Source organism: Rhodobacter capsulatus, from assembly GCF_005144475.1.
Lineage (GTDB): Bacteria > Pseudomonadota > Alphaproteobacteria > Rhodobacterales > Rhodobacteraceae > Rhodobacter > Rhodobacter capsulatus_C.
Map to the genome: position 1 here is coordinate 1 of NZ_SWJZ01000044.1, position 15778 is coordinate 15778.

The 15778-nt window shown below is 68.7% G+C and carries 17 protein-coding genes; 9 read left to right on the plus strand and 8 right to left on the minus strand.

The features are described 5' to 3' along the window. Positions 1–68: 68 nt before the first annotated feature. A complete protein-coding gene (locus FBT96_RS11435) occupies positions 69–1547 on the minus strand; it encodes an NAD-dependent succinate-semialdehyde dehydrogenase (protein WP_136906746.1) in 1479 nt (492 codons plus the stop codon). 88 nt (positions 1548–1635) lie between these two features. On the opposite strand from FBT96_RS11435, the gene FBT96_RS11440 reads away from it, so the two are divergent. Next, positions 1636–2409, plus strand: a complete 774-nt coding sequence (locus FBT96_RS11440) for an alpha/beta hydrolase (RefSeq protein ID WP_136906748.1) — start codon at positions 1636–1638, stop codon at positions 2407–2409. A gap of 55 nt (positions 2410–2464) precedes the next feature. Here the strand turns inward: FBT96_RS11440 and FBT96_RS11445 are convergent, their stop codons facing one another. Both FBT96_RS11445 and FBT96_RS11450 read right to left on the minus strand, forming a co-directional pair. Beyond that, entirely contained in the window at positions 2465–3451 is a 987-nt protein-coding gene (locus FBT96_RS11445; protein WP_136906750.1) for a P1 family peptidase, read from the minus strand. Positions 3452–3547: 96 nt separating this feature from the next. Continuing rightward, positions 3548–4132, minus strand: coding sequence for a GNAT family N-acetyltransferase (locus FBT96_RS11450; RefSeq protein ID WP_136906752.1), 585 nt, complete (start codon positions 4130–4132; stop codon positions 3548–3550). A 135-nt stretch (positions 4133–4267) separates the two neighbouring features. Between FBT96_RS11450 and FBT96_RS11455 the strand changes: the two genes are divergently transcribed. Together FBT96_RS11455 and FBT96_RS11460 are read left to right on the plus strand one after the other, a co-directional pair. Further along, positions 4268–4987, plus strand: a complete 720-nt coding sequence (locus tag FBT96_RS11455; RefSeq protein ID WP_136906754.1) for an AzlC family ABC transporter permease — start codon at positions 4268–4270, stop codon at positions 4985–4987. Next, positions 4984–5325 carry an AzlD domain-containing protein gene (locus FBT96_RS11460; RefSeq protein ID WP_136906756.1) on the plus strand — a complete coding sequence of 114 codons (342 nt, stop codon included), beginning with the start codon at positions 4984–4986 and terminating at the stop codon, positions 5323–5325. The genes FBT96_RS11455 and FBT96_RS11460 overlap by 4 nt, the downstream gene beginning before the upstream one ends. Before the next feature lie 6 nt (positions 5326–5331). Here the strand turns inward: FBT96_RS11460 and FBT96_RS11465 are convergent, their stop codons facing one another. The 3 genes from FBT96_RS11465 to FBT96_RS11475 all read right to left on the minus strand — a co-directional run bounded on the left by FBT96_RS11465 (position 5332) and on the right by FBT96_RS11475 (position 8800). Further along, positions 5332–5961, minus strand: a complete 630-nt coding sequence (locus FBT96_RS11465) for a hypothetical protein (RefSeq protein ID WP_136906758.1) — start codon at positions 5959–5961, stop codon at positions 5332–5334. A gap of 128 nt (positions 5962–6089) precedes the next feature. Continuing rightward, entirely contained in the window at positions 6090–7121 is a 1032-nt protein-coding gene (locus tag FBT96_RS11470; RefSeq protein ID WP_136906760.1) for an MBL fold metallo-hydrolase, read from the minus strand. Continuing rightward, positions 7118–8800, minus strand: coding sequence for an acyl-CoA dehydrogenase (locus FBT96_RS11475; protein WP_136906762.1), 1683 nt, complete (start codon positions 8798–8800; stop codon positions 7118–7120). The genes FBT96_RS11470 and FBT96_RS11475 overlap by 4 nt, the downstream gene beginning before the upstream one ends. Before the next feature lie 132 nt (positions 8801–8932). On the opposite strand from FBT96_RS11475, the gene FBT96_RS11480 reads away from it, so the two are divergent. Continuing rightward, complete coding sequence (locus tag FBT96_RS11480) at positions 8933–9892, plus strand: L-threonylcarbamoyladenylate synthase (RefSeq protein ID WP_136906764.1); 960 nt, start codon at positions 8933–8935, stop codon at positions 9890–9892. A 148-nt stretch (positions 9893–10040) separates the two neighbouring features. Here the strand turns inward: FBT96_RS11480 and FBT96_RS11485 are convergent, their stop codons facing one another. Then, positions 10041–10592, minus strand: coding sequence for a YqgE/AlgH family protein (locus FBT96_RS11485; RefSeq protein ID WP_136906766.1), 552 nt, complete (start codon positions 10590–10592; stop codon positions 10041–10043). 140 nt (positions 10593–10732) lie between these two features. Between FBT96_RS11485 and FBT96_RS11490 the strand changes: the two genes are divergently transcribed. Then, positions 10733–11530, plus strand: a complete 798-nt coding sequence (locus FBT96_RS11490) for a protein-disulfide reductase DsbD domain-containing protein (RefSeq protein ID WP_136906768.1) — start codon at positions 10733–10735, stop codon at positions 11528–11530. Positions 11531–11537: 7 nt separating this feature from the next. Here FBT96_RS11490 and FBT96_RS11495 read toward each other — a convergent pair whose 3' ends face one another. Continuing rightward, positions 11538–12353, minus strand: coding sequence for a uracil-DNA glycosylase (locus FBT96_RS11495; RefSeq protein WP_136906769.1), 816 nt, complete (start codon positions 12351–12353; stop codon positions 11538–11540). A gap of 93 nt (positions 12354–12446) precedes the next feature. Between FBT96_RS11495 and FBT96_RS11500 the strand changes: the two genes are divergently transcribed. Genes FBT96_RS11500 through pyrC form a run of 4 tightly spaced genes read left to right on the plus strand, consistent with a single transcriptional unit; the run spans position 12447 to position 15772 of the window. Beyond that, positions 12447–13412: an aspartate carbamoyltransferase catalytic subunit gene (locus tag FBT96_RS11500; protein WP_136906771.1), complete on the plus strand. Its 966-nt coding sequence runs from the start codon at positions 12447–12449 to the stop codon at positions 13410–13412. Next, the gene (locus FBT96_RS11505) at positions 13405–13890 is read left to right on the plus strand and encodes a hypothetical protein (protein WP_136906773.1); all 486 of its coding nucleotides are present in this window, start codon (positions 13405–13407) and stop codon (positions 13888–13890) included. The genes FBT96_RS11500 and FBT96_RS11505 overlap by 8 nt, the downstream gene beginning before the upstream one ends. Next, the gene (locus FBT96_RS11510; protein ID WP_136906775.1) at positions 13887–14501 is read left to right on the plus strand and encodes an aspartate carbamoyltransferase catalytic subunit; all 615 of its coding nucleotides are present in this window, start codon (positions 13887–13889) and stop codon (positions 14499–14501) included. Before FBT96_RS11505 ends, FBT96_RS11510 begins: the two co-directional genes overlap by 4 nt. Beyond that, entirely contained in the window at positions 14498–15772 is a 1275-nt protein-coding gene (gene pyrC / locus FBT96_RS11515; RefSeq protein WP_136906777.1) for a dihydroorotase, read from the plus strand. Before FBT96_RS11510 ends, pyrC begins: the two co-directional genes overlap by 4 nt. The last annotated feature ends 6 nt before the right edge of the window (positions 15773–15778 follow it).

Consider the following 15778-nt stretch of genomic DNA (forward strand, 5'->3'; position numbering starts at 1 on the left):
TGGCCGACGGGCGGAGCCCCCGGCGGGTCGCCCCGGGCGCAAGCCCGAGGCGAAATCCAGAGCCGCCCTCAGATCGACAGGCAGATGTATTTCAGTTCCAGATAATCCTCGACGCCATGATGGCTGCCCTCGCGGCCCAGGCCCGATTGCTTGACCCCGCCAAACGGCGCCACTTCGGTCGAGATGATCCCGGTGTTCACGCCGACGATGCCGTATTCCAGCCCTTCCTGCACCCGGGTGATCCGGCCGACGTCGCGGGCATAGAAATAGGAGGCCAGACCGAAGATCGTGGCATTGGCCTTTTCGATCACCTCGGCCTCGGTCTCGAATTTGAACAAGGGCGCGACCGGGCCGAAGGTTTCCTCGGTCGCGACTTTCATCTCCTGCGTGACGCCGGTGACCACGGTCGGCTGGAAGAAGGTGCCGCCCAGTTCGTGCCGGGCGCCGCCGGTGACGATGGTGCCGCCGCCCGCCACCACATCGGCGATATGGTCCTCGACCTTTTCGACCGCCTCGGCCGAGATCAGCGGCCCGGTGGTCACGCCGTCCTTCAGCCCGTCGCCCACGTTCAGTTTGCGCACCGCCGCCGCCAGCTTCTCGGCAAAGGCGTCATAAACCCCCGCCTGCACATAGATCCGGTTCGCGCAGACGCAGGTCTGGCCGTTGTTGCGGAACTTCGACATCATCGCGCCCTCGATCGCCGCATCCAGATCGGCGTCGTCAAAGACGATGAAGGGCGCGTTGCCGCCCAGCTCCATCGAGCATTTCATCACCTGCTCCGCCGCCTGCCGCATCAGGATGCGCCCGACTTCGGTGGAGCCGGTGAAGGTCAGTTTCCGCACCGCGGGATTTTCGCAGAATTCCTTGCCGATGTCGGACGCCCGCGAGGAGGTGATGACCGAGAGGATCCCCTTCGGCAGACCGGCACGCTCGCCCAGAAGGCCCATCGCCAGCGCCGAAAGCGGCGTTTCCGACGCCGGACGGCAGACAAAGCCGCAGCCCACGGCGATCGCCGGGCCGGCCTTGCGGGCGATCATCGCATTCGGGAAGTTCCAGGGCGTGATCGAGCCCACGACGCCGATCGGCTGTTTCAGCACGGTGATGCGCTTGTCGCGCATGTGGCCCGGGATCGTCTCGCCATAGATGCGCTTGGCTTCCTCGCCGAACCATTCGATGAAGGAGGCGCCATAGGCGATCTCGCCGCGGGCTTCGGGCAGGGGCTTGCCCATTTCGGCGGTCAGGATCAGCGCCAGATCCTCCTGGTTCGCCATCATCAGCTCGAACCATTTGCGCATCACCGCGGCGCGTTCCTTGCCGGTGCGGGCGGCCCAGTCCTTCATCGCGGCCTCGGCGGCCTTGATGGCGCGGGCGGTTTCGGCACGGCTCAGGTCAGGCACGGTGCAGATCACGTCGCCGCGGGCCGGGTTCGTCACCGCGAAGGTCTTGCCGTCTTCGGCATCGACCCACTCCCCGGCGACAAGCGCCCGGGTGCACAGAAGGCTCGGATCCTTGAGCAGCGATTTCAGATTGGTGGCGGTGTCGAGCATGGCGCATCTCATGGTTTGAGGGATATGAGAGGGAAACACGGGGCGGCGCGGATGTAAATTGGCCGCCGTGGAAAGAAAGGGTGAGGAAGTGACCGATCTGGACGATGCCTATGCCAATATGCCTTACATCCCGGGGGGGGCCGACTATCCGGCCCGCTGGGCCAAGGCCGCGGCCGCCTATCGCGACGAGGCGATGATGGTGCAGGTGGGCTATGGCCCCGGGGTGCGGCGGCAGATCGACCTGTTCCTGCCGATGGGCGGGCAGAAGGGGCTGATCATCTTCGTGCATGGCGGCTACTGGATGAAGTTTTCCCCGCAGGATTTCTCGCATCTGGCCAAGGGCGCGGTCGAGGCGGGCTGGGTCGTGGCGATGCCCGGCTATGATCTGGCGCCCGAAATGCGGATCGAGCAGATCACCGGGCTGATCGCGATGGCGGTGGCGGAACTGGCACGCCGCTTCAGCGGGCCGATCCGGCTTGTCGGTCATTCCGCGGGCGGGCATCTGGTGGCGCGGATGCTGGCGCCGGGGATGCTGCCCGAGGAGGTGGCGAAGCGGATCGAAAAGGTGGTGCCGATCTCGCCGGTGTCCGATCTGACGCCGCTGCTGCGGACCTCGATGAACGAGACCCTGCGGCTGGATGCGGCCGAGGCCGGGCGCGAAAGCCCGGTGCATCAGCCGGTGCCCGGGGTGCCGGTGCATGTCTGGGTCGGCGCCGACGAGCGTCCGGCGTTCCTTGAGCAGGCGCGGGGGCTGGCCGAGGCCTGGGCCTGTCCGCTGACGATTGACCCCGGGCGGCACCATTTCGACGTCATCGAGGGGCTGGAAGGCGAAAGCCCGTTGCTGGCTGCCGTGATCGCGTAGCAGGGGGGCGCTGCCCCCCTGACCCCCCGGGATATTTGAGGCAAGATAAAGGGGATCAGCGCAGGTCTTGCCAGCAGGGTTGCCGGTCGCCCGGATGGGGCGTGGCGGCGAAGACCGCGCGGGCGATGGCACGGGCAAGGCAGGCGCTGGCGGCATGGCCAAGCTGGAACGGATCGGCGATCGGGTCCGTCAGCGGCCTGGCGCCCGTGGCCGCGGCAAAGACCAGATCGCCATCAAGCGGCGTGTGGCTGGGCACCAGCGCCCGGGCCATGCCGTCATGCGCCGCGACCGCCAGCCGATGCGCCTGTGCCTTGCTCAGCGCCGCATCGGTGGCGACGATGGCGATGGTCGTGGCCTCGCCCATGCGTTTCATCGGCACCGGCTCGGCCGCGGCCGGATAGCGCGGCGCGGCGCCAAGGCCGCCGAATTCGGCGCCCATTTCCCAGGGCGCGGCCCAGAAATGCCGCGTCTCGCCCACGGTGGCCGAGCCGAGCGCATTCACCGCCACCAGCGCGCCGACGGTGAAGCCGCTCTCCAGCACCGCCGAGGCCGAGCCGAGCCCGCCCTTGAGCTGGCCCGTAAGTGCGCCGAACCCCGCCCCCGCGCTGCCGATGGCGAAATCTGCCGCCGCCGCGGCAAGGGCCTTGCGGCCCAGCCCCGCATAGGGGTTTTCCGCCCAGTCCTTGTCGCCGCCATTCAACAGATCGAAAAGGATCGCCGCGGGCACGATCGGCACCCGCACCGGGCCCACGGCAAAGCCGCGCCCCATCGCCTGCAGCCCCGCCATCACCCCCGACGCCGCGTCCAGACCAAAGGCCGAGCCGCCCGAGAGCACCAGCGCATCGACGCTTTCCACCAGCTTGTCGGGGGCGAGCAGGTCGGTTTCCCGCGTCCCCGGGGCGCCGCCCATCACATGCACGGCGGCGGTGAAGGGGCGCTCCGCCGTCAGCACGGTGACGCCCGAACGCAGCGCGGCGTCATGGGCAGTGCCGACCCGCAGCCCGGCGACATCGGTGATCAGATTGCGCGGTCCGGGTTTCATGCGGGGCCCCCTTGTTCATCCTGGCCCGAGTATCAGCACAGCCCGGCCCCTGCCGCCAGAGACGATTACCCCCGGGGATGCGTCACAGGTGCCGCGTCAAAGCGGCCGCTCCATCGCCACCGTCGTCCGGTAGCCGAAGATCGCCGCCGTCAGCCAGCGATCCACGCGCCCGGTCACCGCAAAGCCGAGCCGGTCGTAAAGCGCCTTCGCGCGCAGGTTCTCGTGCACCACATCGAGCCGCAGCACGCGGTAGCCGCGGGCCTGCGCCTCGGCACAAAGCGCCTCGATCAGCGCCGCGCCGAGCCCCCTGCCCCGCATCGGCTCGGTCACGGCAAGACCGTCGACGCAAAGCGTGCCCTGCGCCAGATCCTGCGCCAGCGCCTGCAGCGCAAGGCCGCGCCAGAACGCGCCGAACCGGCCGTAGACCGCGCGCAGATCGGCGCGGTCGCCGCCGACAAAGGCGCCGTCGCGGGTGCGAAAGCCGATCACCCCCAGCACATGGCCCCGCGCATCCACCGCCGCGATCATGTGGGCGGGGTCGATCACCCGCTCGATGAAGGCCACCGCCTTGAGCTCGGGCCCCATCACCCGGCCCAGCTTCGCCCCGAAGGCCCGCCAGTACAGCGCCGCCGCCTCGGCCCGCTGATCCGCCGTCAACCCCTGATGCAGCCGAACCTTCATGCCCCCGCCTCCCGGTCCGAGAATTGCGCCCGATACAATCGCCCGCTTGGTGCCTTGCGGCGTGACCCCTAGAACTCGCGCATCCCTTCCCCCCAGACAAGCCCCCCAAGACAAGCCCCCCCGAGAAACACCTCGATGACCGCCCCAAGCCCCCTGTCCTCCGCCTATTGGCGCGGCTGCCGCCAAGGTCTGCCCTTCATCCTGGTCATCCTGCCCTTCGGCCTGCTGTTCGGCGTCGCGGGCACCGAAGCCGGGTTGTCGCTGGCCGAGGTGATGGGCTTTTCGATCCTTGTCATCGCCGGGGCCTCGCAATTCACCGCGGTGCAGCTGATGACCGATCACGCCAGCACGGTGATGGTGATCCTCGCCTCGCTCGCGGTGAACCTGCGGATGGCGATGTATTCCGCCTCGCTCGCGCCGCATCTGGGGACGGCGCCGACCTGGGCCCGGGCGCTGGTGGCCTATTTCATGGTCGATCAGGTCTTTGCGCTGGCGAATGCCGAGTATGAGCGCGCACCGCAACAGAGCCTGGCCGAAAAGCTGGCCTATTACGCCGGGGCCTGCACGCCGGTCTGTCCGCTCTGGTATGTCGCCACGCTGGCCGGGGCCTGGCTGGGCAAGGCGATCCCGCCCGCCTTCGCGCTGGATTTCGCCGTGCCGGTGACATTCCTTGCGATGATCGCGCCGATGCTGCGGTCGCTGCCGCATCTGGTCGCCGCGGCGGTCTCGATCGGGATGGCGCTGGCGTTCTCGGTCCTGCCCGCGGGCACCGGGCTGATCCTGGCCGCGCTTTGCGCGATGGCGGCGGGGGCGCAGACCGAGCTGTGGCTGATCCGCCGGAGGGCCGCGCAATGACCGTTGCAGAACTTTACGGCAGCCCGACGATCTGGCTGATCATCCTGGCGCTGGGGCTTGGCACCTTCGTGCTGCGCTATTCCTTTCTGGGCTGGATCGGCAGCAGGCCGCTGCCGGAATGGGCGTTGCGGCATCTGCGCTATACCGCCGTCGCGGTGCTGCCCGGCCTTGTCGCGCCGCTGGTGCTGTGGCCCGCGGCAACCGGCGGGCAGCCCGATCCGGCGCGGCTGATCGCGGCCGGGGCGACGCTGGCCGTGGGGCTGGCCAGCCGCAACACGCTGGCCGCGATCCTCGGCGGCCTGACGTCGCTTTATCTGGCGCTGTGGCTGCTGGGCTGAGCCCGGTCACTCGGACTTGCCGAACCCCGTGCCGTGCTGCGCCGGCGCCTGCTGGATCATCAGCACGCCGGAATTGTCGTCGGGATCATTGTCGAAATGATCCTCGGTCACCACGCCCGGCAGCTGCCCGAAGGCCTTCGAGAGCTTCAAGGGCGAGCTGGTCGCCGGGATGCTTTCAAAGCCCGGGATCGCGCGCAGCACCGAGGAAGTGTCATTGGCGCACATCATCTTGGCCACCGCGCCGTTCGACTGCACCCGCGCCAGAAGCGCCGCGGCCTGCTGCGGGGTCACGGGCAGGCGCTGTTCGCGCACATACCAGGATTCCCGGGCGTGATAATCGATGTAGAACTTGTACATCCGCTCGGTGATGCCGAAATCGACATCGTTCCGTTCCGGCACCGAGGGGTGATACCAGGTCCCGGCCGGATCGAAGATCACCCGCTCCTGCGCGTCGATCATCAGCGCCGAATGACCGCCCGCCCCGGTGTTGGTGGAAATCACCGTGAACAGCGTCACCGAGGGCGGATTGCCGGTCGAAAACCGCGCGGCATTCACCGCCTCGTCCGGGGCCCATTTCGGTTCGGCACAGGCGGCCAGCGCAAGCGGCAGGACCAGACAGGAAAGAAGGCGGCGCATCCGGGGACCCCTCGGCGGCAGGAAGTGAATGTCGAAAGGGGGTTAAGCACGCCCCGCGGGCAGGGGCAACCGGCCGCGCGGACCGCGGGCGCGTTTTCCCGAAAAGTGTCTATTCGGCGCCACGGGCCTCAGGCGGACCAGAGCCAGACGCCGTCGCGGGCCTGCCGGGTGATCTCGCCGCGCAGGAACAGGTGGTTGAGATGCGCCACCGCCTCGACCAGCGCCATGCCGTAGTCCGCCTCGCCCACCGGGCGCTTGAAGAGCACGGGGAAACAGTCGGTGGCGCTGCGCGGGGCTTCGGCCAGAACCGCGCGCAAGCGGGAAAGCGCGCCCTCGTGGTTCTCGATCATCTGGTGCAGGCGCAGCGGCAGACCAAGGAAGGGCAGCTTGTGGCCGGGCAGGATCAGCTGATCTTCGCGCGCGAGCGGTTGAAACGCCCGGCAGGCGGCCAGCCAGTCGGCGACCGGATCGGCGAGCGGCTCGGTCGCATAGCTGCCCAGATTGGCGGAAATCCCCGGCAAAAGCTGATCGCCCCCCAGGATCAGCCCGTCATCCTCGCTCCACAGGGTCGCGTGATCGGGCGCATGGCCCTGGCCGATCCGCACCCGCCAGCGCCGCCCGGCGGAACGGATCAGATCGCCCTCGACCATGTTGCGAAAGCCAAGCGGCAGCGGATGCACGCAATCGGCAAAGTTGAAGGGCCGTTCCTGCGACCGCCGCGCCAGCAGATCCGGGTCCATCCCCGCGGCTTTCCAGAAGGCGCGCGTTTCGGGCACCGGCAGGGGCTGTTCGTCCAGCATCAGCATGCGGGCGAAGAGCCAGCTTGTCCGGGTTGTCCACAGTTCCGCGCCGCGGGCCTGCAGCCAGCCCGCCAGCCCGATGTGATCGGGGTGGTAATGGGTGACGATGACGCGCGTGACCGGCTTGCCCGACAGCGGCCCATCGAGCGCCTGTTGCAAGGCCGCACGGCAGGCGCGGCTGTCGATGCCGGGATCGACCAGCGTCCAGCCGTCGCCATCATCCAGCGCATAGGCATTGACGTGATCAAGCGCCATCGGCAGCGGCAGGCGCAGCCAAAGCACGCCCTCGGCGACCGCGAGGGTCTCGCCGAAGGCGGGGGCGGTGTCAAAGGGGAAGCTCAGACCGGATCGTTGTTTCATGCCCCAAGGTCTTCGGGGGAAAGCGCGAAAAGGTCAACCGCCCCCGCCCGTGCCGCCGCCAGAGCCGCCTCGGCCTGCGGCAGAAGACGGCGGATGTAGACGGCTGCCAGTTTCTCATGCGCCCCGCCTTCAAGTGCCGCGCGCAGGTGGTAATGCGCCCCCAGCACCCGGGCAAAGGCGCGCAGATAGGGCACGGCGCCGGCGAAACGGTCCTGCGTGCCCTGGGCGATCATCCATTCGGTCTGCTCGCGCAGGGTCTCGGCCGATTGCCAGACCGCTTCGGCCAGATCGGGCAAGGCCTCGCGCGCGGCCCTTGCGGCATCCTCGATTTCCTGCAGCAGGCGGAAGGCGGCGCGGCCGTCATCGGCCATCTTGCGGCCGACAAGATCCATCGCCTGAATGCCGTTCGTGCCCTCGTAGATCGCCGTCACCCGCACGTCGCGGCAATATTGCGCCGCGCCGGTCTGTTCGATGAAGCCCATGCCGCCATGCACCTGCACGCCCTGTTCGGCGACCCAGATCCCGGTATCGGTGCCGTAGGCCTTGGCGATCGGCGTCAGCAGCGCGGCGCGGGCCAGCCAGTGCTCCTCGCCCGTCGCGCGTCCCAGATCCAGCGCGACGGCGCAAGCCAGCGCGATCGAGCGCGCGGCAAAGATCTCGGCCCGCATCTCGGCCAGCATGCGCCGGACATCGGCATGCTGGATGATCTGCGAGAATTGCACCCGGTCCTGCGCATAAGCCAGCGCCTGCTGGAACGCGGCTTCCGCCACGCCGATCCCCTGCACGCCGACGGCCAGACGGGCGTTGTTCATCATCGTGAACATCGCCGCCATGCCCTTGCCGGGTTCGCCCACCAGCCAGCCTTTCGCGCCCTCGAAGCTCATCACGCAGGTGGGCGAGCCATGCAGGCCCATCTTGTGTTCGAGCGACACGACGCCAAGGCTGTTCGCCACCCCGGGCTTGCCCGCCGCATCGGGGATATATTTCGGCACCATGAAGAGGCTGATCCCCTTCGTGCCCGGCGCCGCATCGGGCAGCCGCGCCAGCACCAGGTGACAGATGTTTTCCGTCACATCGGAATCGCCCCAGGAAATGAAGATCTTCTGCCCGGTGATCGCATGGGTGCCATCGCCCAGCGGCTCGGCCCGGCTGCGCAGCGCGCCGACGTCGGACCCCGCCTGCGGCTCGGTCAGGTTCATCGTCCCCGACCATTCGCCCGAAATCAGCTTCGGAATGTAAAGCGCCTTGAGCGCGTCGCTGGCGTGATGTTCGAGCGCCTCGATCTGGCCCTGCGTCAGAAGCGGGTTCAGCTGCAGCGCCAGATTGGCCCCCGACATCATGTCGTTCACCGCGACGCAGATCGTCTGCGGCAGGCCCATACCGCCAAACTCCTGCGGCGCGGCAACGGCGACCCAGCCGCCCTCGGCGATCTGCTGGTAAGCTTCCCTGAACCCCGGCGAGGTCCGCACGACGCCGTTTTCCAGCCGCGCCGGATGCAGGTCGCCCGCGCGAAGAAGCGGCGCCATCACCTCGTCGCAGAGCTTTCCAGCCTCGGTCAGCACAGCTTCGACGGTCTCGGGCGTGGCTTCGGCGAAGCGCTCGGTCGCCGCCACCGGGGCCAAAGGCACCACCTTGTCCAGGATGAAGCGGATATCGGCAACGGGCGAGCGATAGGCCATGACGGTCTCCTGTGGTGCGCTTGGCAAACGGGGCCGGGGCGCGTATGCGTGGGGCAAATTCGGGTCGGTTTCGGGGAAAGGTTACCGCAAGGGAAGCCCCCGTCCACCGCAACGCAGCGTCACGAGGGTGGGATGCAGGAAATGACCGAACGTCTTGGGACGGATGCCGCGGGGCTGGCCCGCGCGGCCGCGCTTTTGCGGGCAGGTCAGCTGGTCGCCTTCCCGACCGAGACGGTCTATGGCCTGGGCGGCGATGCGCGTCAGGGCGCGGCCGTCGCGGCGATCTATGCCGCCAAGGGCCGCCCGCAGTTCAACCCCTTGATCGTGCATGTGGCCGACATGGCGATGGCGGAACAGGTCGCGATCTTCTCGGATCAGGCCCGCGATCTGGCCGCAAGGTTCTGGCCCGGCCCGCTGACGCTGGTTCTGCCCGCGCGCCCCGAGGCCGGGATCTCCGATCTGGTCACCGCGGGGCTGGCCACGGTGGCGGTGCGGATGCCCGCGCATCCGGTCGCCCGTGCGCTGCTCGCCGCCTTTGGCGGGCCGCTCGCCGCGCCTTCGGCCAACCCGTCGGGCAAGGTCAGCCCAACCGAGGCGGATCACGTGCTCGAGGGGCTCTCGGGCCGGATCGCGGCCGTGGTCGATGGCGGCGCCTGCGCGGTGGGGGTCGAATCGACGATCCTCGGGCTGGAACCGCCGGTGCTGCTGCGCCCCGGCGGGGTCGATGTCGAAACGCTGGAAAAGGCTCTGGGCCAGCCGCTCGCCTTTGGCGGCGATGCGGTGAAACCGAACGCGCCGGGACAGCTGGTCTCGCATTACGCCCCCGGCGCGGCGGTCCGGCTGGAAGCGACCGAGAAACGCCCGGGGGAAATCTATCTTGGCTTCGGCCCCGGCCCCGCGGCGGATCTGACGCTTTCGGCGCGCGGCGATGCGGTCGAGGCGGCGACGAAGCTTTTCGCGATGCTGCGGGTGGCCGACAAGCTTGCCACCGCGCGCGGCGCCGCCACCATCGCGATCGCGCCGATCCCGGAAACCGGCCTTGGCCGCGCGATCAACGACCGGCTGCGCCGCGCCGCCGCGCCGCGGGGATAGGGGGCGCTGCCCCCTCTTTTGGCTGCGCCAAAATTCACCCCCGGGATATTTCGGCCAAGGTGAAACAAGACCCGGATCGGCTTTCACCTTGGCGCAAATATCCCGGGGGGAGTCCGCAGGACGGGGGGCAGCGCCCCCCTGCCCGGTCTCAGGCATGGCCCGCCGCGGCGGACAGGGTGCGCGGGTCGATCCCCATCGTGCCAAGCGCGCGGGTCCATTTCGTCGCGTGATCGCCATCGAGCGCCAGCGCCGCATTGCCCTCGGCCACCAGCCAGCCGTTGTCGAGGATCTCGCGTTCGATCTGCCCCGGCCCCCAGCCCGCATAGCCCAGCGCCAGAATCGCCCGCGACGGGCCGCGCCCGGCGGCGATTTCCTCAAGGATGTCGCGCGTCGCCGTCATCGCCAGCCCTTCGCCCACCGGCATCGTCGCGGCGAACCAATCGGCCGAATGCAGCACGAAGCCGCGCCCGGTCTCGACCGGGCCGCCAAAGAACAGCGGCGCCGAGCTGCGGTCGGACGCCGTCACCGGAATGCCGAGCTGATCCAGCAGATCCTCCATCGGCGGTTTCGGCAGCGGCTTGTTGACGATGATCCCCATCGCCCCCTCGGCCGAATGCGAGCACATCGCCACCACCGAATGCTCGAACCGCGGATCGCCCATGCCCGGCATTGCGATCAGAAGTTTGCCGCTCAGATCCATGCTGCTCTCCCGCTTGCGCCCCGCCCGGCTCAAAGGTGGACCCGGGCGGCGTTGCAATCAAGCCCCGGCGACACCCTGTCCGCGGGCTCCTGTCGCGTTTGTGACTTGGCCGATCTTTGGGCCGCGGCTATCGCAGGCGCATGCGACTGCCTCTTTTCGCCCTTGTCCTGTGCCAGAGCCTTGCCGTCGTCGCCGCGGCCGAGGAGGCCCCGGCGTTGGGACAGGGGCTTTTGTCCGCCGCGCTGTTGCCGGGCTGGCAGGAAAAGGACGGCAGCCGCATCGCCGCGATCCGGATCGTTCTGGCGCCGGGCTGGAAGACCTACTGGCGCGTGCCGGGCGATGTCGGCGTGCCGCCGCAGTTCGATTTCTCTGCCTCGGGCAATGTCGCGGCGCTGCAGGTGATCTGGCCCGCGCCCGAGGTTTTCGAAAGCGACGGGATGAACACCGTCGGCTATCACGACACGCTGGTGCTGCCGCTGCGGATCATCCCGACGGCCGCCGCGGCGCCGGTCTCGCTGACCGCCAGCCTGGATTTCGGCATCTGCGACGAGGTCTGTGTGCCGGTGAGCGTCGCGCTGACGCAGGATCTGTCCGGCCCCGGCGCCGAGGATCCCGAAATCGCGGCGGCACTGGCGGCGGTGCCGCGCCCCGGCCCGGGGCTGGCCCGCTGCACCGTCACGCCGATCCGCGATGGCATGCGCGTCGCCGCGCGGATCGACCTGCCGCAGGCGGCGGGGGAAACCGCGCTTTTCGAGCTGCGCACGCGGCCGATGTGGGTGTCGGACCCCGAGATCGACCGGCAGGGCGCGGCGCTTCTGGCCAGCGTCGATTTCGTGCCCGAGGACGCGCAGCCCTTCGATCTGGACGCGTCCGATCTGCGCATCACGGTGGTCAGCCACGGCGATGCGGTCGAGATCGACGGCTGCCCGGCCCCCTGACCGGCCCCTAAAGCGCGTTCAGCTTCGCGCGCAATTCCAGCAGATCGGCCCAGACCAGCCGCTTGTTGATCGGCGTGCGCAGAAGGTTCGCCGGATGCAGCGTCGGCAGCGCCGGGCGGCCGAAAGCCTGCGCCCAGGTGCCACGCAGCCGGGTGATGCCGCGCGCATTCAGCGCCGCCGCGCAGGCGGTGTTGCCCATCAGAACGATCAGATCGGGATCGACCAGCTCGACATGCCGGGCCAGAAACGGCCCCATCATCGCGATTTCCGCCGCTTCCGGCTCGCGGTTGCCGGGCGGCCGCCAGGGCATGACATTGGTGATATAGACCGCCGTCGCCGGATCGGGCGCGGCACGGTCCAGCCCCACCGCCGCCAGCATCCGATCAAGCAGCTGCCCGGCGCGGCCGACGAAGGGCTTGCCCTGCGCATCTTCATCCTTGCCCGGGGCCTCGCCGATCAGCATCACCCGGGCCTTCGGATTGCCATCCGAAAAGACCGTGTTGCGGGCGCCCAGTTTCAGCGGGCAATGATCAAAGCCGAGGATCGCCGCGCGCAGATCCTCAAGCGTCATCGCCCGCGCGGCAAGCCCGCGCGCCACCGCCACCGGATCGACCGTGTCCACCGGCACCAGCACCGGCGCGGGGCGCGGCGCGCGGGTCTCGGCCGGGGGCGGGGGGGCCGCGGGGGCGGGTTCGGGGGTCACCAGATCGTAACGGTTCACCGGCGCATCGCCGATCGGGTCGGTGGCGCCAAGCTCGATCAGCCACTCGAAAGCGGCCAGGGCGGCGTCGTAGCTGATCTCGGGGGCGGGGCGAGTCTCCATGGCTTTCCATGGCATGCCGGGCCACGGGGGTAAAGCCGCTGGACGCAGCCCCCCCCATTTGCCATAAGCAGCCCGACAACATCGGAGGACGTCATGGCTTTTCGCGCCCGCCATCTTCTGGGGATCGAGCATCTCTCGCCGGAAGACATCCGTTCCGTTCTTGATCTTGCAGACAGCTATGTCGATCTGAACCGCCGCACCGTGAAGCGCACCGATGCGCTGGCGGGGCTGACGCAGATCAACATGTTCTTCGAGAATTCGACGCGGACGCAATCCAGTTTCGAGCTGGCCGGAAAGCGGCTGGGCGCCGACGTGATGAACATGTCGATGCAGACTTCCAGCGTGAAAAAGGGGGAAACCCTGATCGACACCGCGCTGACGCTGAACGCGATGCATCCCGATCTGCTGGTGGTGCGGCATCCCTCGTCCGGGGCCGTCGATCTTCTGGCGCAAAAGGTGAATTGCGCGGTGATCAACGCGGGCGACGGGCGGCATGAACACCCGACGCAGGCGCTTTTGGACGCGCTGACGATCCGCCGCGCCAAGGGCCGGATCCAGCGGCTGACGGTGGCGATTTGCGGCGATGTCGCGCATAGCCGGGTGGCGCGGTCGAACCTGCTGTTGCTCGGCAAGATGGAAAACCGGGTGCGGCTGGTCGGGCCGCCGACGCTGATGCCCGCGGGCTTTGGCGATATCGGCGCCGAGATCTGCGACGACATGCGCGAAGGCCTGCGCGATGCCGATGTGGTGATGATGCTGCGGCTGCAAAAGGAGCGGATGGACGGCGGGTTCATCCCGTCGGAACGCGAATATTTCCACCGCTACGGGCTGGATGCGGAAAAGCTCGCCTATGCGAAGCCCGATGCGATCGTGATGCACCCCGGACCGATGAACCGCGGCGTGGAGATCGACGGCACGATCGCCGATGACATCAACCGCTCCGTGATTCAGGAACAGGTCGAGATGGGCGTCGCCGTGCGGATGGCGGTGATGGATCTGCTGGCGCAGAACCTGCGCGCCGAACGCGGTCGCGCCGCGCTGGAGGCCGCCAATGTCTGAGATGAAACGCGACAGCGTCCTCAATTACCGCCCCGGCACCGAAAGCGAACTGGCCCTCGAACCGGGCGAGAAGGTCTCGCAGGTGTTCCTGCCCGATCTGCGCCGCTACTGGATGGACCATCTGGTTCTGGGCGGGCTGGGCGGCGTGCTGGTGTCTGCGGTGCTGGTCTGGCTGGGCAAGACCGACCAGATCCCGGTGGCGATCCTCGCGATCCTGATCGGCATGGCGGCGCGGGCGGCGTGGTTCCGATCCGAGGCCTTCGCGCGGCGCTGGCAGCTGACCGACCGCCGCCTGATCGGGCCGCAGGGCAAGCAGGCGATGCTTTTGGAAATCGAGAGGGTGCGGTCCCTGATCGGCGATGTGCAGATCGTGACGAAAGCGGGCGACAAGCACCTGATCCGGCATCTGGCCGAGGCGGCGCCGGTGGTGAGCGCGATCGAGTCGGCCAAGGCACGCCGGGCCCGGGAGGTCCGATGAGACCGCCGCGCGCGACCCCGCGCGGAACCGAAGCGGCCCCCCGCCCGACCGGACCGCGGGCCTTGACCGAGACGCCGCATGACCCGACCTCGGTCCCCGAAGGCTGGGACGGCATCATGGTTCCGGGCGAACGGATCTTGTGGCGCGGCCGCCCCATCGCGCGGGTCAAATGGCTGCGCGTCGGGATCATGGCCGCCTTCGGTCTGGCCTTTGCGGGCTTTGCGGTGTTCTGGATGGTGATGGCCGCGCGCTCAGGCGCCTGGTTCTGGGCCTTCGGGCTGATCCATTTCAGCGTCGGCCTCGGCCTTGCCGTGGTCAGCATCCTCGAAGAGCGGATGCGGCTGCAAGACACCTTCTACACGCTGAGCGACCGCGCCGCCTATGTCGCAAGCCGGACGCTGCTGAAGGGACGCAGACTCGACACCTATCCGATCACCGCCGGGCTCGAACTTGGGCTGCGGGGCGGCGACAAGGCGGGCGACGTGGTATTCGGCACCCGGTCCCGCTGGACGATCAGCGGCCTGCGCGCCGTGGAAGTGGGCTTTCTCGACATCACCGGCGCGCCCGAGGTGTTCGCGATCCTGAGAAACGCGCGGGAGGCGCTGCGATGACCCTTTTCTTCGAAAACGCCCGGCTGATCGACCCCGAAGCCGGCACCGAGACGCTGGGCAATCTGGTGGTGGATGGCGGCATCATCGCGGCCATCGGGCAGATGCAGGCGCCCTCTGACGCCCAGGTGATCGACTGCGGCGGCAAATGCCTGGCGCCGGGGATCGTCGATATCGGCGTGAAGATCGGCGAGCCCGGGGAACGGCACAAGGAAAGCTTCCGCACCGCGGGGCTGGCGGCCGCACGCGGCGGCGTGACCACGATCATCGCCCGTCCCGACACCAGCCCGGCCATCGACACGCCCGAGACGCTGGAATTCGTCACCCGCCGCGCGGCCGAGGCCCCGGTCCGCATCCGCCACATGGCGGCGCTGACCAAGGGCCGCGCGGGCCGCGAGATGACCGAGATCGGCTTTCTGATGGATGCGGGCGCCATCGCCTTCACCGATGCCGATCATGTCTGCGCCGATACCAAGGTGCTGTCGCGCGCCTTCACCTATGCCCGCAGTCTGGGGGCGCTGGTGCTGTGCCACCCGCAGGATCCCGGTCTGTCGAAAGGCGCCGCCGTGACCTCGGGCAAATTCGCCTCCCTGCGCGGCCTGCCCGCGGTCAGCCCGGTGGCGGAACGGATGGGGCTGGACCGCGATCTGGCCTTGGTCGAGATGACCGGGGTGCGCTATCATGCCGATCAGATCACCACCGCCCGCGCCCTGCCCGCGCTGGCGCGCGCCAAGGCCGACGGGCTGCCGGTGACGGCGGGGGTCTCGGTGCATCACCTGACGCTGAACGAATTCGACGTCGGCAATTACCGCACCTTCTTCAAGCTGACGCCGCCGCTGCGGTCCGAAGACGACCGTCTGGCGATGGTGCAGGCGCTGGCCGAGGGCGTGATCGACATCCTGTGTTCGATGCACACCCCCGCCGATGAGGAATCAAAACGCCTGCCCTATGAGGAAGCGGCGGCGGGCGCGGTCGGGCTGGAAACGCTTCTGCCCGCGGCGCTGCGGCTTTATCACGCAGGAAGCCTTGACCTGCCGGGGCTGTTCCGCGCGCTTGCGCTCAATCCGGCGCGGCTGATGGGGCTGCCGCAGGGCCGACTTTCCGAGGGAAGTCCGGCCGATCTGGTGCTTTTCGACCCGGAGGCGCCGTTCGTGCTTGACCGCTTCAAACTGGCGTCGAAATCGAAGAACACGCCTTTTGACGGCGCCAGGCTGACGGGCAAGGTGCTTGCCACTTTCGTCGGCGGGGTGCAGGTTCACGGGCAGGCAGAATAAGAACGG